This is a genomic window from Pantoea piersonii (assembly GCF_003612015.1).
GTDB lineage: Bacteria > Pseudomonadota > Gammaproteobacteria > Enterobacterales > Enterobacteriaceae > Pantoea > Pantoea piersonii.
Map to the genome: position 1 here is coordinate 401,688 of NZ_RARB01000001.1, position 21,327 is coordinate 423,014.

At 60.5% G+C, this 21,327-nt stretch carries 22 protein-coding genes and 1 riboswitch; of the genes, 16 read left to right on the forward strand and 6 right to left on the reverse strand.

Going from position 1 to position 21,327, the window contains the following annotated elements; genetic code table 11:
- The first annotated feature begins 20 nt into the window (after positions 1-20).
- From bioB to bioD, 4 genes are read left to right on the forward strand one after another with little or no spacing between them, the layout of a single operon-like run.
- On the forward strand, positions 21-1,052 hold the full coding sequence (gene bioB / locus D7S44_RS02005; protein WP_120451545.1) for a biotin synthase BioB: 1,032 nt from the start codon (positions 21-23) through the stop codon (positions 1,050-1,052).
- A complete protein-coding gene (gene bioF / locus D7S44_RS02010; protein WP_120451547.1) occupies positions 1,052-2,191 on the forward strand; it encodes an 8-amino-7-oxononanoate synthase in 1,140 nt (379 codons plus the stop codon). Before bioB ends, bioF begins: the two co-directional genes overlap by 1 nt.
- Positions 2,175-2,930 (forward strand): malonyl-ACP O-methyltransferase BioC, encoded by a 756-nt coding sequence (gene bioC / locus D7S44_RS02015; RefSeq protein WP_120451549.1) that lies wholly within the window; start codon positions 2,175-2,177, stop codon positions 2,928-2,930. The genes bioF and bioC overlap by 17 nt, the downstream gene beginning before the upstream one ends.
- The gene (gene bioD / locus D7S44_RS02020) at positions 2,927-3,595 is read left to right on the forward strand and encodes a dethiobiotin synthase (protein WP_120451551.1); all 669 of its coding nucleotides are present in this window, start codon (positions 2,927-2,929) and stop codon (positions 3,593-3,595) included. Before bioC ends, bioD begins: the two co-directional genes overlap by 4 nt.
- Before the next feature lie 3 nt (positions 3,596-3,598).
- On the opposite strand, the gene D7S44_RS02025 is transcribed toward bioD, so the two are convergent.
- Positions 3,599-4,321: an ABC transporter ATP-binding protein gene (locus tag D7S44_RS02025; RefSeq protein WP_120451553.1), complete on the reverse strand. Its 723-nt coding sequence runs from the start codon at positions 4,319-4,321 to the stop codon at positions 3,599-3,601.
- A gap of 877 nt (positions 4,322-5,198) precedes the next feature.
- Between D7S44_RS02025 and uvrB the strand changes: the two genes are divergently transcribed.
- Positions 5,199-7,220 (forward strand): excinuclease ABC subunit UvrB, encoded by a 2,022-nt coding sequence (gene uvrB, locus D7S44_RS02030; RefSeq protein ID WP_120451555.1) that lies wholly within the window; start codon positions 5,199-5,201, stop codon positions 7,218-7,220.
- A gap of 5 nt (positions 7,221-7,225) precedes the next feature.
- Here the strand turns inward: uvrB and D7S44_RS02035 are convergent, their stop codons facing one another.
- Positions 7,226-8,131 (reverse strand): gluconeogenesis factor YvcK family protein, encoded by a 906-nt coding sequence (locus tag D7S44_RS02035; RefSeq protein WP_120451557.1) that lies wholly within the window; start codon positions 8,129-8,131, stop codon positions 7,226-7,228.
- Between the two features lie 180 nt (positions 8,132-8,311).
- Positions 8,312-8,446: riboswitch (molybdenum cofactor riboswitch) on the forward strand.
- Between D7S44_RS02035 and moaA the strand changes: the two genes are divergently transcribed.
- The 5 genes from moaA (at position 8,436) to moaE (ending at position 11,134) form a co-directional block, all read left to right on the forward strand.
- Positions 8,436-9,422, forward strand: a complete 987-nt coding sequence (gene moaA, locus D7S44_RS02040) for a GTP 3',8-cyclase MoaA (protein ID WP_120451559.1) — start codon at positions 8,436-8,438, stop codon at positions 9,420-9,422. Its footprint overlaps the riboswitch before it by 11 nt.
- 15 nt (positions 9,423-9,437) lie before the next feature.
- Positions 9,438-9,953 (forward strand): molybdenum cofactor biosynthesis protein B, encoded by a 516-nt coding sequence (gene moaB / locus D7S44_RS02045; RefSeq protein WP_120451561.1) that lies wholly within the window; start codon positions 9,438-9,440, stop codon positions 9,951-9,953.
- Between the two features lie 3 nt (positions 9,954-9,956).
- Complete coding sequence (gene moaC / locus D7S44_RS02050; protein WP_120451563.1) at positions 9,957-10,442, forward strand: cyclic pyranopterin monophosphate synthase MoaC; 486 nt, start codon at positions 9,957-9,959, stop codon at positions 10,440-10,442.
- Positions 10,435-10,680 carry a molybdopterin synthase sulfur carrier subunit gene (gene moaD / locus D7S44_RS02055; protein WP_120451566.1) on the forward strand — a complete coding sequence of 82 codons (246 nt, stop codon included), beginning with the start codon at positions 10,435-10,437 and terminating at the stop codon, positions 10,678-10,680. The genes moaC and moaD overlap by 8 nt, the downstream gene beginning before the upstream one ends.
- Before the next feature lies 1 nt (position 10,681).
- Complete coding sequence (gene moaE / locus D7S44_RS02060) at positions 10,682-11,134, forward strand: molybdopterin synthase catalytic subunit MoaE (protein ID WP_120451569.1); 453 nt, start codon at positions 10,682-10,684, stop codon at positions 11,132-11,134.
- On the opposite strand, the gene D7S44_RS02065 is transcribed toward moaE, so the two are convergent.
- A complete protein-coding gene (locus D7S44_RS02065) occupies positions 11,131-11,916 on the reverse strand; it encodes an OBAP family protein (protein ID WP_120451570.1) in 786 nt (261 codons plus the stop codon). The genes moaE and D7S44_RS02065 overlap by 4 nt on opposite strands.
- Before the next feature lie 149 nt (positions 11,917-12,065).
- Between D7S44_RS02065 and D7S44_RS02070 the strand changes: the two genes are divergently transcribed.
- Positions 12,066-13,160: a DUF1615 domain-containing protein gene (locus tag D7S44_RS02070; RefSeq protein ID WP_120451572.1), complete on the forward strand. Its 1,095-nt coding sequence runs from the start codon at positions 12,066-12,068 to the stop codon at positions 13,158-13,160.
- 92 nt (positions 13,161-13,252) lie between these two features.
- Positions 13,253-13,960, forward strand: a complete 708-nt coding sequence (locus D7S44_RS02075; RefSeq protein ID WP_120451573.1) for a Bax inhibitor-1/YccA family protein — start codon at positions 13,253-13,255, stop codon at positions 13,958-13,960.
- Positions 13,961-14,007: 47 nt separating this feature from the next.
- On the opposite strand, the gene D7S44_RS02080 is transcribed toward D7S44_RS02075, so the two are convergent.
- Genes D7S44_RS02080 through D7S44_RS02090 form a run of 3 tightly spaced genes read right to left on the reverse strand, consistent with a single transcriptional unit; the run spans position 14,008 to position 16,978 of the window.
- Positions 14,008-14,976, reverse strand: a complete 969-nt coding sequence (locus D7S44_RS02080; RefSeq protein ID WP_120451575.1) for a lysylphosphatidylglycerol synthase domain-containing protein — start codon at positions 14,974-14,976, stop codon at positions 14,008-14,010.
- Positions 14,976-16,220 (reverse strand): cardiolipin synthase ClsB, encoded by a 1,245-nt coding sequence (gene clsB, locus D7S44_RS02085; RefSeq protein WP_120451577.1) that lies wholly within the window; start codon positions 16,218-16,220, stop codon positions 14,976-14,978. Before clsB ends, D7S44_RS02080 begins: the two co-directional genes overlap by 1 nt.
- Entirely contained in the window at positions 16,217-16,978 is a 762-nt protein-coding gene (locus D7S44_RS02090) for an endonuclease/exonuclease/phosphatase family protein (protein WP_120451579.1), read from the reverse strand. The genes clsB and D7S44_RS02090 overlap by 4 nt, the downstream gene beginning before the upstream one ends.
- 179 nt (positions 16,979-17,157) lie before the next feature.
- On the opposite strand from D7S44_RS02090, the gene D7S44_RS02095 reads away from it, so the two are divergent.
- The 4 genes from D7S44_RS02095 to D7S44_RS02110 all read left to right on the forward strand — a co-directional run bounded on the left by D7S44_RS02095 (position 17,158) and on the right by D7S44_RS02110 (position 21,319).
- Positions 17,158-17,550, forward strand: a complete 393-nt coding sequence (locus D7S44_RS02095; protein WP_120451581.1) for a YbhQ family protein — start codon at positions 17,158-17,160, stop codon at positions 17,548-17,550.
- Positions 17,551-17,757: 207 nt separating this feature from the next.
- Positions 17,758-19,104, forward strand: coding sequence for an ATP-dependent RNA helicase RhlE (gene rhlE / locus D7S44_RS02100; protein WP_120451583.1), 1,347 nt, complete (start codon positions 17,758-17,760; stop codon positions 19,102-19,104).
- 4 nt (positions 19,105-19,108) lie between these two features.
- Positions 19,109-20,059: a tRNA dihydrouridine(16) synthase DusC gene (gene dusC, locus D7S44_RS02105; RefSeq protein WP_120451584.1), complete on the forward strand. Its 951-nt coding sequence runs from the start codon at positions 19,109-19,111 to the stop codon at positions 20,057-20,059.
- 72 nt (positions 20,060-20,131) lie between these two features.
- Positions 20,132-21,319, forward strand: coding sequence for an MFS transporter (locus D7S44_RS02110; RefSeq protein WP_120451586.1), 1,188 nt, complete (start codon positions 20,132-20,134; stop codon positions 21,317-21,319).
- Positions 21,320-21,327 lie beyond the last annotated feature (8 nt).

Below are 21,327 nucleotides of genomic sequence, written 5' to 3' on the forward strand. Positions count from 1 at the left end.
ACCCTTTTTTGGAGTAAGCAATGGCACAACACTGGACTCTGGCGCAGGCGCAGGCGCTGTTTGACAAACCTTTTCTTGAGCTGATGTTCGAGGCGCAGCAGGTTCACCGCCAGCATTTCGACCCGCGTCAGGTTCAGGTCAGCACCCTGCTGTCGATCAAAACCGGCGCCTGTCCGGAAGACTGCAAATACTGCCCGCAAAGCGCCCGCTATAAAACCGGTCTGGAATCAGAGCGGCTGATGGAAGTGGAGGAGGTGCTGGCCTCGGCACGCAAAGCAAAAGCGGCGGGATCGAGCCGCTTCTGCATGGGCGCGGCGTGGAAAAACCCCAGCGATCGCGACATGCCTTATCTGGAGCAGATGGTGCAGGGCGTGAAGGCGCTGGGGATGGAAACCTGCATGACGCTCGGCACGCTAAGCGACAATCAGGCGCAGCGTCTGGCGGGGGCGGGGCTGGATTTTTATAACCACAACCTCGACACCTCGCCGGAATTTTACGGCAGCATCATCACCACGCGCAGCTATCAGGAGCGTCTGGATACGCTTGGTAAAGTGCGTGACGCGGGGATCAAAGTCTGCTCTGGCGGCATTGTCGGGCTGGGCGAAACCGTGAGCGATCGCGCCGGTTTGCTGGTGCAACTGGCGAATCTGCCGACGCCGCCGGAGAGCGTGCCCATCAATATGCTGGTAAAGGTCAAAGGCACGCCGCTGGCGGACAATGACGATGTTGAGCCGTTCGATTTTATTCGCACCATCGCCGTGGCGCGCATCATGATGCCGACCTCCCATGTGCGTCTCTCGGCGGGCCGCGAGCAGATGAACGAGCAGACCCAGGCGATGTGCTTTATGGCGGGCGCCAACTCGATTTTCTACGGCTGTAAGCTGCTCACCACGCCGAACCCGGAAGAGGATAAGGACCTGCTGCTGTTCCGCAAGCTGGGTCTTAACCCTGAACATACCCATACTGCACACGGCGATAATGAACAGCAGCAGCAACTGAGCGATCAGCTGTTCCACGCCGACACCGAACAGTTCTACAACGCGGCGGTGTAATGAGTTTCTCCACCCGTATGGCGCAGGCGCTGGAGACGCGCCGCGCCGCTGACGGCTGGCGGCAGCGCCGCCTCGTCACGCGCAACGACACCCGCACGCTGCAGGTCGAGGGTAAAACGTACCGTCACTTCTCCAGCAACGACTATCTCGGCCTGAGTCAGCATCCGGCCGTGATGGAGGGCTGGCGTCAGGGCGCGCCGGGCGCAGGCGCGTCAGGCCACGTTACGGGCTACAGCCGCTGGCATGCTGAGCTGGAGACGCAGCTTGCCGACTGGCTCGGCTATTCGCGCGCGCTGCTGTTTATCTCCGGCTTCGCCGCCAATCAGGCGATCGTGCATCTGCTGGCGCAGAAACAGGATCGCCTGATCGCCGACAAACTGGCGCATGCGTCGCTGCTGGATGCAGCAGGCCACACGCCCGCGGCGCTGCGTCGCTTTCACCATAACGATGTAGCGAGCCTGGCGCAGCGGCTGGCGTCGCCGTGCGACGGCGAAACCCTGGTGATCACCGAGGGAATTTTCAGCATGGACGGCGACAGCGCGCCGCTGGCGGACATTGCCGCCGCCGTCCGGCGCGCCAGCGGCTGGCTACTGGTGGATGACGCCCACGGCATCGGCGTAACAGGCGAGCAGGGGCGCGGCAACTGCTGGCAGCAGGGCATAAAGCCGGAGCTGCTGGTGGTGACCTTTGGTAAAGCTTTTGGCGTCAGCGGCGCCGCACTGCTGTGCGACGACGCCACCGCCGACTATTTCCTGCAGTTTTCTCGTCATCTTATCTATTCAACGGCGATGCCGCCCGCCCAGGCGAGCGCGCTGCTGGCGGCGCTGCATCAGATTCAACGTGGCGACGCGCTGCGTCAGCGTCTGAATGACAATATTCAGCGCTTCCGCGCTGGCGCGGCTGGCTTGCCCTGGTCGCTGATGCCCTCTGAAAGCGCGATACAGCCGCTGATCGTTGGCGAAAATGGCGCCGCGCTGGCGTTGTCGCAGCGGCTGGCGCAGGCGGGCTGCTGGGTCAGCGCCATCCGCCCGCCAACCGTGCCGCCCGGCACCGCGCGGCTGCGCATTACGCTGACTGCCGCGCATCGGGCGGACGATATCGACGCACTGCTGGAGGCGCTGCATGACGCTGCGGGTTAACAAAGGCGCGGTGGCGCGCGCGTTCGGCCGCGCGGCGGGCCATTATGAACAGCACGCCGAGCTGCAGCGCCGCTGCGGTGACGCGCTGATGGCGCTGGCGCCGCCCGTTTCCGGCGGCGTTCTGCTGGACGCAGGCTGCGGCACCGGCTGGTACAGCCGCCTCTGGCAGCAACGCGGGCAGCGCGTCGTGGCGCTCGATCTCTCGCCGCAGATGCTGCAGCAGGCGCGCAGCCTCGACGCGGCGAGCAGCTACCTGGCGGGCGATATTGACGCCTTGCCGCTGGCGAGCCAGAGCGTTGACCGGGTATGGAGCAACCTGGCGGTGCAGTGGAGCAGCGATTTGCGCACGGCCTTGCAGCAGTTCGCCCGCGTGCTGCGTCCCGATGGCGTTATGCTCTTTTCGACGCTGCTGGCTGGCTCGCTGCAGGAGGTGCACGACGCCTGGCAGCCGCTGGGCGCTGGCGAGCACGCTAACCGTTTTTTAACCGAGGCGCAGGTGCGCGCGGCGGGTGCCGGACTGAATCTGCGCTTTATACGGCAGACGCAGCTCATGCATTTTCCCAGCGCGCTGAGCGCGATGCGATCGCTGAAAGGTATTGGTGCCACCCATCTGCACCAGGGCCGGGATGGCGCGCCGATGACGCGGCAGCGGCTGGCGCAGCTTGAAGCGCTATGGCCGCGCGATGCGCAGGGCTACCGTCTGACCTATCAACTGCTTTTTGGAGTCACACAACGATGAAATGGTTTATTACCGGCACCGATACTGAGGTTGGCAAAACCGTCGCCAGCGGCGCGCTGCTGCAGGCGGCAGGCGCGGCGGGCTATCGCACCGCTGGGTACAAGCCGGTCGCTTCCGGCTGCGACGTTACGCCGGAGGGCGTGCGTAACAGCGACGCGCTGGCGCTGCAGCGTTACAGCACCCTGGCGCTGAGCTATGAGCAGGTTAACCCGCTGGCGTTTGTTGAGCCGACCTCGCCGCATATCGTCAGCGCGGACGAGGGCAGGCCGATCGCTTTCGATACGCTCTCTGAAGGGCTGCGCGCGCTGGAAGCGCAGGCGGAATGGGTGCTGGTCGAGGGCGCAGGCGGCTGGTACACGCCGCTGTCGGAGACGCAGACCTACGCCGACTGGGTCGAGCAGGAACAGCTGCCGGTAATACTGGTCGTTGGGGTCAAACTGGGCTGCATCAATCACGCGATGCTCACCGCCGATGCGGTGCAGGCGCGCGGCCTGCGGCTGGCGGGCTGGATCGCCAACGATATCGAGCCGCCGGGCAAGCGCCATCAGGCCTATATGACAACGCTAAAACAGCGCATTCCCGCGCCGTTTCTCGGCGAAATCCCCTGGCTGCCGGATGCGGCGGCGCAGGCGGAGTGCGGCCGCTTCCTGACGCTGCCGCAGTAGCGATCAGCTTACCGTCAGCCACTTGTTGACGGTAAGATCGTCCAGCTGCGCCACGCGCCCCTGCGCGACATTGCGGCCGCGGTGGAGCAGCAGAAAGTAGTCGGCGACGCGGCGAATCAGCGAAATTCGCTGCTCCAGCAGTAAAATGGTCAGGCCGTAATCGAGATTCAGACGCCGGATCAGGTTGCCCATCTCCTCTTCCAGCCAGGGCGACATGCCGTCCGTCGGCTCGTCGAGGATCAGCAGCCTGGGACGCAGCACCAGCGCGCGCGCCAGCGCCAGCTGCTGCTGCTGGTCGACAGGCAGCTCGCCGCTGCGCTGTTGCCGCAGCGAATAGAGCGCCGGAAAAAGGTCGAACACCATTTCAGGGATAACGTGCGGTTTATCGCCCGGCGCGCTGCCCGCCAGCAGCGCGATGAGCAGGTTATCCTCAACGCTCATCTGCGAGAAGATATGACGACCCTGCGGCACATAGCCGATCCCCATGCATGCACGCTGTTCAGCAGGCTGCCGCAGCAGATCGCGCGGCGGCGAGCCATCCTCCTGCCAGGTCATTGAGCCGCTGTTAATCGGCAGACGACCCATAATGCAGTTTACCAGCGTGGTTTTGCCCATACCCGGACGGCCTAACACGCCGGTGCAGGTGCCTGGCGGCAGGTCGAGATCCACATCCCACAAAATATGGTTCTGCCCGTAAAACTGATTCACCGAACGTAAACTCAGCATCTGACTCTCCTCTTACAGATTTCGCCTGAATGCTTCCGCTCTTTGACGTCTGGCAAACAAGTCTTTAACGGTGGCGGTGTCGTAAATATCGCTTTGCCTCTTTGTTACTGCATCCTGCAATTACCGGGCCAGAACGTTTCGTTGCCCTGGAGAGGCCAGCCAGGCGCTATTTCGCCGTTAAAGATGAAAAGTGCTTAACAATTTCCGGGGGTAATCAGAGCGCTGCACTTTCACGGTGCTAATGACTTAACGTTTATGGTGCAAAAGGGCCGCGATTAGACAGCTTGTTGAATTTTTGCTGGTCTTAATGTCAAACGCGGCTGGGTAAAAAAGCAGCGGCGGGCTGAAAAAGCAGAGTTAACGCCAGCGTTTGTGACAGGAATTGAGGTGCAAAAAAAAATTTTTCACGCGGGCGGCTTAACAACAAAAAATTATGCACAGCCGATGGCAAAAGGGCTGCCTTTAGTTATCCACCATTCCTGTGGATAACCTTGTGCATTAGACAGTGAAAACAGAGCGCAAGCGAGGAAATACGCGGCCTGGTTACATTATGATGAGAAACTGGGCTTTTCACATATTTATTTTAAAAACAGATAGTTATTAAAAAACAAGCCTGAGATTATTCCGCTGCGTAACACAGCTGAAATTTAACGAGGCTCTCTTGACAAATGTTATAAATCCGCTCCGGCTGGGGATAACCTTGCGCAACAGAAAAATTGTTGTCGCGTTGTTACAGCCTTTCAGCCGCGGCGAGACGTCAGCGTCTCACTGTGCCGCGTTACTGGAGATTTATCCAGTATTAATTTCTGGCAAAATCGCCACGGCAGAGTAAAATGACTCCGCTACCCGCCGCATTCTTCAGCAGGAACCGCAAGTCATGAGTAAAGTCTTTAAACTAAATTCCGCTTTCCAGCCCTCCGGCGATCAGCCCGAGGCGATTCGTCGTCTCAAAGAGGGGCTGGAGGATGGTCTTGCCCATCAGACGCTGCTCGGCGTAACCGGCTCCGGCAAGACGTTTACCGTCGCCAACGTCATTGCCGATCTCAACCGGCCTGCGATGGTGCTGGCACCCAACAAAACCCTGGCGGCGCAGCTTTATGGCGAGATGAAGGAGTTCTTCCCCGATAACGCGGTGGAGTTCTTCGTCTCCTATTACGATTACTATCAGCCTGAAGCCTATGTGCCCAGCTCCGATACCTTTATCGAAAAAGACGCCTCGGTAAACGAACATATCGAGCAGATGCGTCTCTCGGCGACCAAGGCGCTGCTGGAGCGGCGCGACGTTATCGTCGTGGCGTCGGTCTCCGCCATTTACGGTCTGGGCGATCCCGATCTCTATCTGAAAATGATGCTGCACCTGACGCGCGGCATGATCATCGACCAGCGCAGTATTTTGCGTCGTCTGGCGGAGCTGCAGTATGCGCGCAACGATCAGGCGTTCCAGCGCGGCACCTTCCGCGTCCGCGGCGAAGTGATCGATATCTTTCCGGCGGAGTCGGAAGATATTGCGCTGCGCGTCGAGCTGTTCGACGAAGAGGTGGAGCGGCTGTCGCTGTTCGATCCGCTCACCGGGCAGATTGTCTCTACCGTGCCGCGCTACACCATCTATCCAAAAACGCACTACGTGACGCCGCGCGAACGTATCCTGCAGGCGATGGAAGAGATCAAAGACGAGCTGGTGGATCGTCGCCGGGTGCTGCTGGAGAACAATAAGCTGCTGGAAGAGCAGCGCCTGACGCAGCGTACCCAGTTCGATCTGGAGATGATGAACGAGCTGGGCTACTGCTCGGGCATCGAAAACTACTCGCGCTACCTCTCCGGGCGCGGGCCAGGCCAGCCGCCGCCGACGCTGTTCGACTATTTGCCTGCCGACGGTCTGCTGATCGTCGACGAATCGCACGTCACCATTCCGCAAATTGGCGGGATGTATAAAGGCGACCGCGCGCGTAAAGAGACGCTGGTGGAGTATGGCTTCCGCCTGCCTTCCGCGCTGGATAACCGACCGCTCAGGTTTGAAGAGTTCGAGGCGCTGGCGCCGCAGACTATTTACGTCTCTGCGACGCCGGGCAACTACGAGCTGGAGAAATCAGGCGGCGAGGTGATCGATCAGGTGGTGCGTCCTACCGGACTGCTCGATCCGCTGCTGGAGGTACGACCGGTGGCGACCCAGGTGGACGATCTGCTGTCGGAGATCCGCAAGCGCGTCACCATCAACGAGCGCGTGCTGGTCACGACGCTGACCAAGCGCATGGCGGAAGATCTGACCGAGTATCTTGAAGAGCACGGCGAGAAGGTGCGCTATCTGCACTCAGATATCGATACCGTTGAGCGTATGGAGATCATCCGCGATCTGCGCCTCGGCGAGTTTGATGTGCTGGTCGGGATCAACCTGCTGCGCGAAGGTCTGGATATGCCGGAGGTGTCACTGGTGGCGATCCTCGATGCGGATAAAGAGGGCTTCCTGCGCTCCGAACGCTCGCTGATCCAGACCATCGGTCGCGCCGCACGTAACGTTAACGGCAAGGCGATCCTTTACGCCGACAGGATCACCAACTCTATGGCGCGCGCCATTGAAGAGACCGAGCGCCGCCGCGAGAAGCAGCAGAAGTACAACGAGGAAAAAGGGATTGTGCCGCAGGGCCTCAACAAGAAGATCACCGATATTCTCGAGCTGGGCCAGAACGTCATCAAGACGCGCGGCAAGGCCAAAGCCAGCAGCCGCAGCGCCGCCGAGGCCGACGCCAGCTATCTGGCGCTGACGCCGCAGGCGCTGCAGAAAAAAATCCACGAGCTGGAGTCGCAGATGCAGCAGCACGCGCAAAACCTGGAGTTCGAAGAGGCGGCGAACGTGCGCGACAAGCTGCATGAGCTGCGCGAACTCTTTATCGCCGCCTCGTAGCGGCTTTAGCTAAAACGCTGAATGGCGTGTTCCAGCGCCACGCGCAGCAGCTGGCGGTCGTGACGATAGGGAATATCGGCGGCCTCCAGCGGCTCGCGCACGATAAGGCGGTTCTCGACGCCGGAGGTATCGGCGGCCGGGCTCACCACCACGGCATCAATCACCCGCTTGCCGATATATTTCTCCATCATCGCCAGTTTGTCCGCTACCGTCAGGTTCGCGGCGGCCGGGCTGAGCTCGCGCCCAAGGTTACCGATAAATACCATGGTGGCGGGCGTCCGGCGCAGCGCGCGCGCCATCTCCTCCATCAGCAGGCTCGGCATCAGGCTGGTGTAAAAGCTGCCGGGGCCGATCAAAATCAGATCCGCTTCGGCGATCGCCTCCAGCGCTTCCCGCGTCGGCGCGACGTTAGGATGCAGCATCAGCTCCTGCGGCGGCTGTTTCATGGCGTCGATATCGGTTTCGCCGTAAACCATGTTGCCCTCGCTGTCTAATGCCACCAGATCCACCGGCTGCTCCGACATCGGGATAAGAAAGGCGTCAACCTTGAGCAAATTGCGAATGATATTGATCGCCTCCAGCGGCCTGACGCTGAGGTGATCCAGCGCCTTGAGCATCAGGTTGCCCAGGTTATGACCTGCCAGCTCGCCGTTGCCGGCAAAGCGATACTCAAACATCGCCGAGGCGACGCTGGGTTCGGTAATCAGCTGATTAATGCAGTTACGCATGTCGCCCCAGGCGATGCCGCCTTCTGAACGACGGATGCGTCCGGTGGAGCCGCCGTTATCGGTGGTCGTGACAATGCCCGTCAGGCGCGAACCCAGCGGCGACAGGGCGGACATCACGCGTCCCAGGCCGTGTCCGCCGCCCAGCGCTACCACGCGATCGAGGTCTGACAAAGTTCGGTTCATATTTCCTCTTTACACCCGCTGCCGACTTACCGTACCGGCGCTGCTTTCAGCGGGCCATGTTAACCTTACTGCCGCGAAAATGCGGCGAAAAATCGTTATGTATCAATATATATAGCGAAATTAGGTGATGGCAGAGCGGCAAAATTCGCGCTACCATTTGCCAACCATGTCGTCCATGTTGGGCGACATACACTCAAAGCCTGAATGCCTAAGTCAAACGATAGGGGATTCAGGCCGCAGCCGACGCGCTGCCAGGGTGCAGAAAGAAATGCCTGCATCTCCCGTATTTGGAAAAGGTGTTCTGGTGTCACAATTTACTGATGCATTTGCACGTCGGTTTTATTACCTGCGTCTCTCGGTGACGGATGTCTGTAATTTCCGCTGCACCTACTGCCTGCCCGACGGCTATAAACCCCAGGGTGTGCGCAACAAAAGTTTTCTTTCGCTCGATGAGATTCGACGCGTCACGCGCGCTTTCGCCGCGGCCGGCACCGAAAAGGTGCGTCTGACCGGCGGCGAGCCGTCGCTGCGTCGCGATTTTACCGACATCATCGCCGCCGTGCGTGAAAACGCCGCTATTCGCCAGATCGCTGTGACCACTAACGGCTATCGGCTGGCGCGCGACGTCGCCGCCTGGCGCGATGCCGGGCTTACGGCGCTAAACGTCAGCGTAGACAGTCTCGACGCGCGCCAGTTCCACGCCATTACCGGTCAGGACAAGTTCCATCAGGTGATGGCGGGCATCGACGCCGCCTTCGACGCTGGCTTTCAGCAGGTCAAAGTCAACAGCGTACTGATGCGCGACCTCAACAGCCGCAGCCTGGCAACCTTCCTGGACTGGATCCGCACCCGCCCGATTCAGCTACGATTTATCGAGCTGATGGAGACGGGCGAGGGCGGCGCGCTGTTCCGCCAGCAGCACGTCTCTGGCGCGGTGATCCGCGACCAGCTGATAGCGCAAGGCTGGCAGCGCCGCGAGCGCGGCCGCAGCGACGGACCGGCGCAGGTCTTTTATCATCCTGATTACGTCGGCGAGATCGGCCTGATTATGCCCTATTCGCGCGACTTCTGCGCCAGCTGCAACCGCCTGCGCGTGTCGGCGCACGGCAACCTGCATCTTTGCCTGTTTGGCGACAGCGGCGTGCCGCTGCGCGATCTGCTGGTTTCCGATGACCAGCAGGCGGAGCTGCAGGCGCGCATCGCCCACAGCCTGGGCGAGAAGAAGCAGACGCACTTCCTGCATCAGGGCAATACCGGCATCACGCAGAACCTTTCTTTCATCGGCGGTTAATCTCAGGAGCGAGTAATGGGCAAATCTACGGGTGAATTTATTCCGGTCAACCTGGCGGTGCTGACCGTTTCCGATCGACGCGACGCCAGCAACGACACCTCAGGCGACTACCTGCGTGCCGCGGCGAGCGAAGCCGGGCACGTGGTGGTCGATCACGCTATCGTCGGCGAAGACCGCTACCGCATCCGCGCTATCGTGTCGCGCTGGATCGCCAGCCAGGATGTGCAGGTGGTGGTCATTAACGGCGGTACGGGATTCAATGCGAAGAACAACACGCCAGAAGCGATTGAGCCGCTGTTCGACCGAAAAATTGAGGGCTTCGGCGAGCTGTTCCGCATGTTCTCCTGGGAAGATATCGGCGGCTCGACGCTGCAGTCGCGCGCCGTCGCCGGCATGGCCAACGGCACCCTTATCTTCGCCGTGCCGGGATCGACCAGCGCCTGCGAAAGCGCCTGGGAGCGCATTATCGCCGATCAGATCGACGCCCGCACCGGCCCCTGTAATTTCGTTTCACACTTAAAGAAGCTGTAAGCCATGTCTCAACTGACCCATATTAACGCCGCAGGCGAAGCCCATATGGTTGACGTCTCGGCCAAAGCGGAAACGGTGCGCGAGGCGCGCGCGGAAGCGCTGGTGCTGATGGCCGCCGAGACGCTGCAAATGATCGTCGACGGCAGCCACCACAAAGGCGACGTTTTCGCGACCGCGCGCATTGCCGGCATTCAGGCTGCCAAGCGCACCTGGGAGCTGATCCCGCTCTGTCATCCGCTGATGCTGAGCAAAGTCGAAGTCAACCTGGTCGCTGAGCCGGAACATCAGCGCGTGCGCATCACCTCGCTCTGCCGCCTGAGCGGCAAAACCGGCGTCGAGATGGAAGCGCTGACCGCCGCGTCGGTGGCGGCGCTGACCATCTATGACATGTGTAAAGCGGTGCAGAAAGATATCGTTATCGACCAGCTGCGCCTGCTGAGCAAAAGCGGCGGCAAGTCCGGCGATTTCCAGGCGGTGACTCATGATTAACGTGCTCTTTTTCGCCCAGGTGCGCGAACTGGTCGGCACCAGCGCGCTGGAGATGCCTGATGCGTTTCCCGACGTGGCGACGCTGCGCGGCGCGCTGGCGCAAAAAGGCGATCGCTGGGCGCTGGCGCTCGATTCCGGCAAGCTGCTGGCCGCGGTAAACCAGACCCTGGTGCCGATGTCGCATCCGCTGAAAGCGGGCGACGAAGTGGCGTTTTTCCCGCCGGTGACGGGAGGCTGATATGGCAACGCAGATCCGCGTCGGCGCGGCGCCGTTCAGCATGGCTGACGAATACGCCTGGCTCTCTACCTCCAACGCCGATGGCGCGGTAGTGACGTTTACCGGGAAAGTGCGCAACCACAACCTGGGCGACAGCGTCGCCGCGCTGACGCTTGAGCACTATCCGGGCATGACGGAGAAAGCGTTGCAGGAGATTGTCGACGAGGCGCGCAGCCGCTGGCCTTTACAGCGCGTCAGCGTGATCCACCGCATCGGCGAGCTGTTTCCCGGCGATGAGATCGTGTTTGTCGGCGTGACCAGCGCGCACCGCAGCAGCGCCTTCGCCGCTGCGGAATTTATTATGGATTACCTGAAGACCCGCGCGCCCTTCTGGAAGCGTGAGGCGACCGAACAGGGCGATCGCTGGGTAGACGCCCGCGACAGCGACCATCAGGCCGCGCAGCGCTGGGATTAAGGCTTGCTGAGCTGCTCCGCCGGGCCGAAGTGCGTCTGGCCGTGGGCATGCTCGCCGCCGCCGGAAACGCGTTTAAGCTGAATGACTTCGCCGCGCTGCCAGGCGTCAGCGCCCGGTAGAACTGGCTGCGTGACGATATCGGCGCGCGATGCGCGCACCTTGCGGCTGTCGATATCAAAGCGCTTATCGCGATCGGCGAGCAGGCGATTATCGAGCTGACCGTCGGCGGTAAAGCCCATCATCAGCGCCGGAATGCCGAGCGGCAGGGTCTGGTCGCGATCGGTATGCCAGGTGTGCCAGGTTTTGCCGTAGGTATTGGCGATGCGCGCCATCAGCGCATGATCCGCCGCCTGCGGCAGGCCTGGCGCAATCAGGGTGCCTGATTTCACCTCATACCGGTGGCTGTGCCACAGCTTTTTCTCTTCCGGCGGCAGCGTCTGGTAAAGCCGGGCGCTGATAATGTACTCCACGCCCATCAGCCGCGCGTCTTTGGTATTGCCGTCATAAATCACGGCCTGCATCACGTCGTCATTCAGCACTGTGACGTAGTGGTGCGCCTCCATCTGGCCGTTCTGGTCGCCGTTATAGAAGTGAAAGCCGTCGAGATAGGTACTGATCGCCTCAATGGGCGGACGCGACTGCAGCAGGTCAGCGCCTGTAGAGAGGGTTTTCATTTTTGCCGAGGCAGGCGCGCCGGGCGTGGCGACCTGCGCAGGGGTATTATTCGCGCCGCACCCGCTGAGCAGCAGGGCGACAGTCGCGCCGATCCAGAGTTTTTGCATCACAATTTCCTTTTAGACGATAAAAGCTAAACCTGGTTGAGAATGGCCGATAAGCAAGCGCGACGGTGAAGCGGGAATTTACGCCTCGTCTGATGGTTTGTCCCGGCTTCGATGCTAAGGTAAGGGTTTGTTTTCTCGCAAGGACAGGTATGTCAGTTTCAGCATCGCTCAAACGTTTCTCGCTGCTCGCCGCGCTGGTGCTGGCGGGCTGTAGTACGAAAAAAACGCCCGAAGCGCCGGTGCGCCAGCCTGCCGACGTTAAGGCGCAGATTCAGCGTCTGCTGCCCGCGCACGTCAGCGACAAGCCCGGCTGGGCCACCGATATTTACACCTCATTCCGCACTCAGCAGATCGATCCCAGCGTCAGCAACCTGTGCGCCGCTATCGCCGTGGCGGATCAGGAATCGAACTTTAGCGCCGAAGCGGCCGTGCCCGGCCTGCCGAAAATCGCCTGGGGCGAGATCGATCGCCGCGCAGCGAAGGTGCATGTACCGGCGTTTCTGGTGCGCACCGCGCTGCTGATTAAATCGCCCAACGGCGAAAGTTATGCGGCGCGGCTCGATAAAGTACGCAGCGAAAAAGAGCTGAGCGCCATTTTCGATGATTTTATTGATATGGTGCCGATGGGGCAGACCCTGTTCGGCAACCTTAACCCGATCCATACCGGCGGCCCGATGCAGGTCAGCGTCAGCTTCGCCGAAGCGCACGCCAAAGGTTATCCCTGGCCGATCGACGGCTCGATTCGCCGCGAGGTCTTTACCCGCCACGGTGGTATGTATTTCGGCATTATGCATCTGCTCGGCTACCCGGCGGACTACAGCAAGCCGCTCTACCGCTTTGCCGACTTCAATGCAGGCTGGTACGCCAGCCGCAACGCGGCCTTTCAGGCGGCGGTGGCGCGCGCCACCGGCATGAAGCTGGCGCTGGATGGCGATCTTATCCTTTATGGATCGGATAAAGCAGGTTCGACGGAGCTGGCGGTGCGTACCCTAGCGAAGCAGATCGATATGAGCGAGAGCGCCATTCGCCGCGATTTAGAGAAAGGAGAGCAGGAGAGCTTCAGCGACAGCACGCTCTGGAAGCAGGTCTTTGCGCTGGCGGACAAGATGGCCGGTCGGCCGCTGCCGCGCGAAATGCTGCCGGGCATTAAGCTGGAGAGCCCGAAAATCACCCGCAATCTCACTACGGCCTGGTTCGCTCAGCGCGTCGACAGCCGCTATCAGCAATGTTTATCGCGCCGCTGAGGCGCGCATTGTGGAGCAGTTAAGCTATGCTGTGCCACAATTAGGCATGACCGTCGGTCTTCCGACGCCTTTTCACTTTTATGAGGTGCATCATGGACAGATATCCACGCAATGATTCCCTGGTGCAGCCCGCCACAAGCGGGTTGCAGACGTATATGGCGCAGGTCTACGGCTGGATGACCTGCGGGCTGCTGCTGACCGCTTTTGTCTCCTGGTATGCGGCAGGCAACGAGCGCATCATGTTCTTTATCTTCTCCAGCCGCATGACCTTCTTCGGTCTGATTATCGCGCAGCTGGCAGTGGTGTTCGTGCTTTCTGGCATGGTGAATCGCCTGAGCGGCGCGCTGGCGACCGGTCTGTTTATGCTCTATTCGGTGCTGACCGGCCTGACGATGGCCAGTATTTTCCTCGCCTATACCTACAGCTCGATCGCCAGCACCTTCTTTGTGACGGCGGGGATGTTCGGTGCGATGAGTTTTTACGGCTACACCACGAAACGCGACCTGAGCCGCTTCGGCAGCCTGCTGTTTATGGCGCTGATTGGTATTTTGCTGGCGTCGCTGGTGAACTTCTGGCTGAAAAGCCCGGCGCTGATGTGGGCAATTACCTATATCGGCGTGGTGGTGTTTGTGGGGCTGACCGCTTATGACACGCAACAGCTGCGCCAGATTGGCGAACAGATCGACGTGCGCGACCGCGAATCGCTGCGCCGCTATTCGATTATGGGCGCGCTGAAGCTCTATCTCGACTTTATTAACCTGTTCCTGATGCTGCTGCGCATCTTCGGCAACCGCCGCTAACAGGCGCTTTGCCCCATCCCGCGCTGTCGGGATGGGGCGATTCCGCTTTACGAACTCTTCTGCAGTTTCTGTTCATTCTTCGCGCGCAGATGCTTCGCGCGACTCTCCAGCACCAGATAGAGCACCAGCGCCAGCAGCAGCGGCAGAATAAAATAGAGCACGCGATAGGCGAGCAGTGCCGCAATGATGGTGCCGTGCGAAGCGTGCTGTCCGCTCAGCAGCGCCAGAAACACCGCCTCCAGCACGCCGATACCGGCCGGAATATGAATGATTACCCCTGCGATACTGCTGATCAGCAGTACGCCGAGCACAATGGGGTAATCCACCTGACGCGCCAGCAGCAGCCAGATAATCGCTCCCATCACCAGCCAGTTAGCGGACGATACCGCAAACTGAAACAGCGCCATGCGCAGCGATGGCAATTGCAGCGTCTGGCGTCTGATGGTCCACTTGCGGCGCTTTGAAAAGGCGCAGGCCCAGAGAAAGACCGCCACGACAACCAGCAGCGCCACGCCAATGATGCGCAGCGTGGTCTCGCCGATAAACCAGCCGCCGGGGATCGGTACCATGCCTGCGCTGAATACCACGCCCGCCAGCAAAATATAGCCGAGCCAGTTAGTGGCGATACTCAGGGAAAAGATGCGCGTGATGGTGGCGCTGTCCAGCCCCAGCCGCGAGTAGAGCCGATAGCGCATTGCGACGCCGCCAACCCAGGTGCTCAGCGTCAGGTTAAAGGCGTAACAGATAAAAGAGACCAGCATCACCTGCCGCTTCGCCAGCTTATGACCGCAGTAGGCGCGGCCGATGAGGTCATAACAGCCGTAGGTCAGATAGCTCACTATCACCAGCGCGACGGCGCTCAGCACCGCGAAGCGGTTGTAGTTGACGATAACGTTATAGACATCTTCCCAGTTAACTTTGCGGGCGTAGATCACCAGCAGCACAATCACCGCGATAAAAAAGATCCAGGTAAGCACCTTTTTCGCCAGCTTCCATTTTGGATGTTTTTCCGCCATCAGGATTTAGCCCCTTCATTGTCGGTTTCGACACGGTCTTGCGTCTCCATTTCCGGCTGTACCGGCGGGTCGACCTGCGCAATCAGCGGCGTGTGCGCGGGAAGCCAGCCTGCGATAGCCGGGAAATGGCGTAAGAAGTGAAAGACAATCACGCTTTTGGTCAGCTGCCACCAGGTGCGCGGCGGCAGGCGATCCTCTTGCACGCGCTGGCAATCTTTTGCCAGCAGCTGCTCCAGGTTGTCGCGCAGCGTCTGGTTAAAGTCGCGATCGTAGACGATTAGGTTAGCTTCAAGGTTGAGCGATAAGCTCAGCGGATCGAGATTGCTGGAGCCGACGGTGGCCCACTGGCGATCCTGAACCGCCACCTTGCCGTGCAGCGGGCGACGAATATATTCATAGACTTCCACACCCGCATCCACCAGATAGTTATAGAGCAGCTCCGCGCCGACTTTAACGATCGGCATATCCGGCTCGCCCTGAACGATCAGCCTGACTCTGACGCCGCGCTGAGCCGCGCTGCGCATTTCGCGCAGCAGACGGTAGCCAGGGAAAAAGTAGGCGTTGGCGATAATCACATCCTCTTTCGCCGTGCGCAGCATATCGAGATAATGTTTTTCGATATCGTCGCGATGCTCGTCGTTATCGCGATAAACGAACAGCACCTGCGCATTGCCGGGCGTGGCGTTGACCGCGGGACGATGCGAGCGGCCGCCCCACCAGCGGCGCGTCACCGCTTCGCTGCCCATCGCCTCGCGCACATAGCAGGTGATATCCGCCACGATGGGGCCTTTGACCTCCACCGCATAATCCTGCTTCGCCTCGGGGCCGTAGCTGGTGTTGTGTTCGGCGGAGAAATTGATGCCGCCGACAAAGGCGACGGTTTCGTCCACCACCACAATTTTGCGGTGCAGGCGGCGAAACACGTTGGTGCGCATGCCCATTACCAGCGGGCGCGGATCGTAATAGATGAAGCGCACCCCTTCCGCCGTCAGGCTGTTGACGAACTTATCGGAGAGATCCGGCGACCCATAGCCATCCACCATAACTTCGATTTTTACGCCGCGCTGCGCGGCGGCCAGCAGCTCGCGGTGCAGCGCGTTGCCGACCTCATCCTCAAACAGAATAAAGGTTTCCAGCAGCACGGTGCGCTCGGCGCGGCGGATAGCGCCGAATACGCGTGGGAAAAACTCTTCGCCGTTTTCCAGCAGGCGCAGACTGTTGCCTTCTCGCCATTCAAAATTCATAGGTGGATCTCCACGGCGAGCGGGGCGTGATCCGACAGGTGCGACCAGGGTTTGCGCGGCAGCGCCCAGGGATGGCTGACGGTGGCGTTGCGAACATAAATACGATCGAGCCGCAGCAGCGGAAAGCGGGCGGGAAAGGTACGCGCCGGGCGGCCATGTTTCATGCTGAATACCTCTTTTAATCCAGCGCCGTGCTTCAGAATATGATTGGCGCGCAGCTGCCAGTCGTTGAAATCGCCCGCGACGACCAGCGGCGCGTCGGGCGGCAGCGAGGCGACCATGTCACACATCATTTTCATCTGCGCGTGGCGGTGCGCCTCTTTCAGGCCGAGGTGCACGCAGATAACATGCAGCGTGCCGTGCGGCTCCGGCAGGGTGATTTTGCAGTGCAACATGCCGCGGTTTTCACTTCCTGCAACAGAAATATCACGATTTTCATACTCCTGAATGGGAAACCGTGACAAAATCGCGTTCCCGTGGTGCCCCTCCGGGTAGACGGCGTTGCGGCCATAGGCAAAATCGTTCCACATGGTATCGGCAAGAAACTCGTAATGCGGCGTGTTTGGCCAGTTCTCATGGTGCAGAGGGTGAATGGCATGTGTGCCCATTACCTCCTGCAGAAAGACGATATCTGCCGAGGTGGCGCGTACCGCTTCACGCAGTTCCGGCAGGATGAAGCGACGGTTAAAAGTAGTAAATCCCTTGTGGGTATTGATCGTCAGGACTTTAAGGGAAAATCCTTGCTTGGTTTGTGGCATACTCTCGACGCACTCCTTTTCATCAGCAACAAAAGTAAAGTGTAGTCTTTGTCACAAACGGGTGCGGATAAGGATGGAAATTTAGGGCGTTATCCGAAAATTGCTTTACATTGAGGAAACCGTTACCGGCCTGTGCCGGTTGCACTTGGGCGACCTGTTGGGTCTGCCAGGAGAAGAGAATGAAATGGTCTAATCGTGTTCAAATTGTCACCGGACAAACCTGCGTGCATATTGCTATGCATGCGCTGGTGATCGCCGCGCTGATCTGGGGCTGGAAGCATAAGGCTCTGATCGAAGTGTGCAGCACGCTGGTAGCCGCCTATGCCGTGGTGTTTATCGCCATGCTGGTCCTGCAGCGTAGTGTTCGTTTGCGTAGCATCGGTGATTACCTTGAAGAAGCGACCACCACCTACTATTTTGGCGCGGCGATGATGACGCTGTTTATTGTCTCGCGCTATGTGCACAACGCTTTGCTGATTGGCATGCTGGGCGTGGTGATGCTGGTGGGCCCGGCGCTGGTCTCGCTGCTGGCGAAGGAGCCGGCAGGGCGCATCCAGAAAAAGCGTAGCTGAACCGCCGTGTTCGCTGACAGGGGCTGCCGGAAGGCGGCCCCTGTTGTTTCCGGCTTTCTCGCACCCTGCGGCGAAAGCTGTTACACTGCCCGCCTTACGCATCGTAGTTTGTGCCCTTTTCACACGTTAGCCCTCGGCTGGCGTCACTTTCCCCCCTGAAAACTACACCGTGAATCGCGGTCAGGGCGGACCGGAGTAACACACTTAATGTCTTTTGACTCTCTCGGCCTGAGTGCCGATATTTTGCGTGCGGTCGCTGAACAGGGCTACCGTGAACCTACGCCTATTCAGCGCCAGGCGATCCCCGTGGTGCTCTCCGGCCGCGATCTGCTGGCCAGCGCGCAGACCGGCACCGGCAAAACGGCCGGCTTTACATTGCCGCTGCTGCAAAAACTTTCTACTCAGGCTGCATCGGCCCGCGGTCGCCGTCCGGTACGCGCTCTGATCCTGACGCCGACGCGCGAACTGGCTGCGCAGATCGGCGAAAACGTCCGTGACTACAGCAAATATCTGCAGCTGCGTTCGCTGGTGGTGTTCGGCGGCGTCAGCATTAACCCGCAGATGATGAAACTGCGCGGCGGCGTCGACATTCTGGTCGCTACGCCGGGCCGTCTGCTCGATCTGGAACACCAGAACGCGGTCGATCTGTCTCAAATCGAAGTGCTGGTGCTGGACGAAGCGGATCGCATGCTCGATATGGGCTTTATCCACGATATCCGTCGCGTACTGGCGAAGCTGCCGGCCAAACGTCAGAACCTGCTCTTCTCTGCCACCTTCTCCGACGAAATCAAAACGCTGGCGGAAAAACTGCTGCACAACCCGGAGCAGGTAGAAGTGGCGCGTCGCAACACCGCCTCTGAACAGGTATCGCAGCAGGTGCATTTCGTTGATAAGAAGCGCAAGCGGGAACTGCTCTCGCAGCTGATTGGCGAAGGCAACTGGCAGCAGGTGCTGGTATTTACCCGCACTAAACACGGCGCCAACCACCTGGCGGAACAGCTGAATAAAGACGGCATCACCGCTGCGGCGATCCACGGTAACAAAAGTCAGGGCGCACGTACCCGCGCGCTGGCCGACTTTAAAACCGGCGCGATTCGCGTGCTGGTCGCTACCGATATCGCCGCGCGCGGTCTCGATATCGAAGAGCTGCCGCATGTCGTGAACTATGAGCTGCCGAACGTAGCGGAAGATTATGTGCACCGCATCGGCCGTACCGGCCGCGCCGCCGCCACCGGTGCCGCGCTGTCGCTGGTCTGCGTAGATGAGCACAAGCTGCTGCGCGATATCGAGCGTCTGCTGAAGCGTGAAATCCCGCGCCTGGCGGTCCCGGGCTACGAGCCGGATCCGAGCATCAAGGCGGAGCCGATTCAGAACGGTCGTCAGCAGCAGCAGCCGCGCGGTCGCGGTCGTGGACAGGGCGGCGCACCGTCGTCATCGCGTCCGCAGGGCGACAAGCGCGCGCCGCAGCCGCGCCGTCAAAGCCAGACTGCGCAGGGCGATAAGCCTGCGCGTCCGGCGCGTCGTCCGGCAGCGAAGAAAACCGGAACCGCGTAACGCCATGCGGGTGTTGCTGGCCCCGATGGAGGGCGTACTGGATTCGCTGGTGCGCGAGCTGTTGAGCGAGGTCAACGATTACGACCTCTGCGTCACCGAGTTTTTGCGCGTGGTTGATCAGCTGCTGCCGGTAAAATCGTTTTACCGGCTCTGTCCCGAGCTGCGCAACAGCAGCCGCACGCCTTCCGGCACGCGGGTGCGCCTGCAGCTGCTCGGTCAGTATCCTGAGTGGCTGGCGGAGAACGCGGCGCGTGCGGCAGAGCTGGGCTCATGGGGCGTCGATCTTAACTGCGGCTGTCCGTCAAAGCTGGTAAACGGCAGCGGCGGCGGCGCCACGCTGCTTAAAGATCCGGAGCTGATCTATCGCGGTGCAAAAGCGATGCGCGAGGCAGTGCCTGCGCATCTGCCGGTAACGGTGAAAGTGCGGCTCGGCTGGGATTCCGGCGAGCGTCGCTTTGAAATTGCCGACGCGGTGCAGCAGGCGGGGGCCAGCGAGCTGGTGGTGCATGGACGCACTAAAGAGGATGGCTACCGCGCTGAGGCGATCAACTGGCAGGCGATTGGCGAGATCCGTCAGCGGCTGCGTATTCCGGTGGTGGCGAACGGCGAAATCTGGGACTGGCAGAGCGCGCAGGATTGCCTGCGCGTGACCGGCTGCGATGCGGTTATGATCGGCCGCGGCGCGCTCAACGTGCCGAATCTCAGCCGGGTAGTGAAATACAACGACGCGCCGATGGCCTGGCCGGATGTGGTGGCGCTGCTGCAGAAATATACGCGGCTGGAGAAGCAGGGCGATACCGGCCTCTATCACGTTGCGCGCATCAAGCAGTGGCTCGGCTACCTGCGTAAAGCCTATCCGCAGGCCGACGGTCTCTTCACCGAAATCCGCGCGCTGAAAAGCTCCTCCGCTATCGCCGAGGTGATTGATCGGCAGACGGTTAGCTTTGCCCTGTGATAAAAATTCAGGCGACCCGTTAGCAGGCTAAGCGTATAGTGAAAGCCATTTTTCACTACAAGCCAGCCTGCTATGTCTGATGTCGCGGTACTGACTAACGGTCAACTCAACAAACGCATTCTCTCCGTTCTTATCTTTACCTTCTTCTGTTATCTCTCCGTTGGCCTGCCGCTGGCGGTGCTGCCGGGTTTCGTGCATAACCAGCTGGGCTTCAGCTCTTTTGTGGCGGGCCTCATCATTAGCCTGCAATATTTCGCCACGCTGCTGAGCCGTCCCCAGTCGGGCCGACTGGCGGATCGCCTGGGTCCAAAGCGGGTCGTGATGCTCGGTACGCTCTGCTGCGGCATGAGCGGCGTGCTGACCATCGTTGCCGCGCTCTGCCGCGACTGGCCGCTGCTCAGCCTGCTGCTGCTGGCGGTCGGACGCCTGTTTCTCGGCGTCGGTGAGAGCTTCAGCAGCACCGGTTCGACGCTGTGGGGCATGAATATCGTCGGGCCGCTGCAGACGGCGCGCGTCATCTCCTGGAACGGCGTCGCCACCTATCTGGCGATGGCGATCGGCGCGCCGCTCGGCGTGATGCTGAACCAGGGATTCGGTATCAGCGGCTTTGCCGGCCTGGTCGTGCTGATGGGCGTGGTGGGCTACCTGCTGGCGAGCCGTAAACCCGCAGTCGAGGCGACGCAGGGGCAGCGCATTCCTTTTCACCGCGTCTTTTCACGCGTCTGGCTGTTCGGCCTGGCGCTCGGCTTCGGCACCATCGGCTTCGGCGTTATCTCTACCTTTATTACGCTCTATTTTGCCAGCCGCGACTGGAGCGGTGCCGCTTTTGCGCTGTCGCTGTTTAGCCTCGGCTTTGTGCTGTTCCGCCTGCTGTTCAGCCGGACTATTACGCGCTTCGGCGGGCTGCGGGTCGCTATCCTCTCTTTTCTGCTGGAGTGCGCGGGGCTGCTGATTATCTGGCAGGCGGAGAGCAGCCTGCTGGTGGATCTTGGCGCGCTGCTGACCGGCTGCGGCTTTTCGCTGATCTTCCCTGCGCTGGGCGTAGAGGCGGTCAGGCAGGTAGAGCGACAGGATCAGGGATCGGCGCTGGGGGTCTACTCGGCGTTTCTCGATCTGGGGCTGGGCCTGACCGGTCCAGTGGCGGGCTTATTGATCGGCTACTGGGGGATGCAGTCGGTCTACCTGGCGGCGGCGATGATGGTGCTGGGCGCCTTCGCCATTACGCTGCGCCTGACGCAGCGCTACAGCGGCGCGGCGTAACGCCGCGC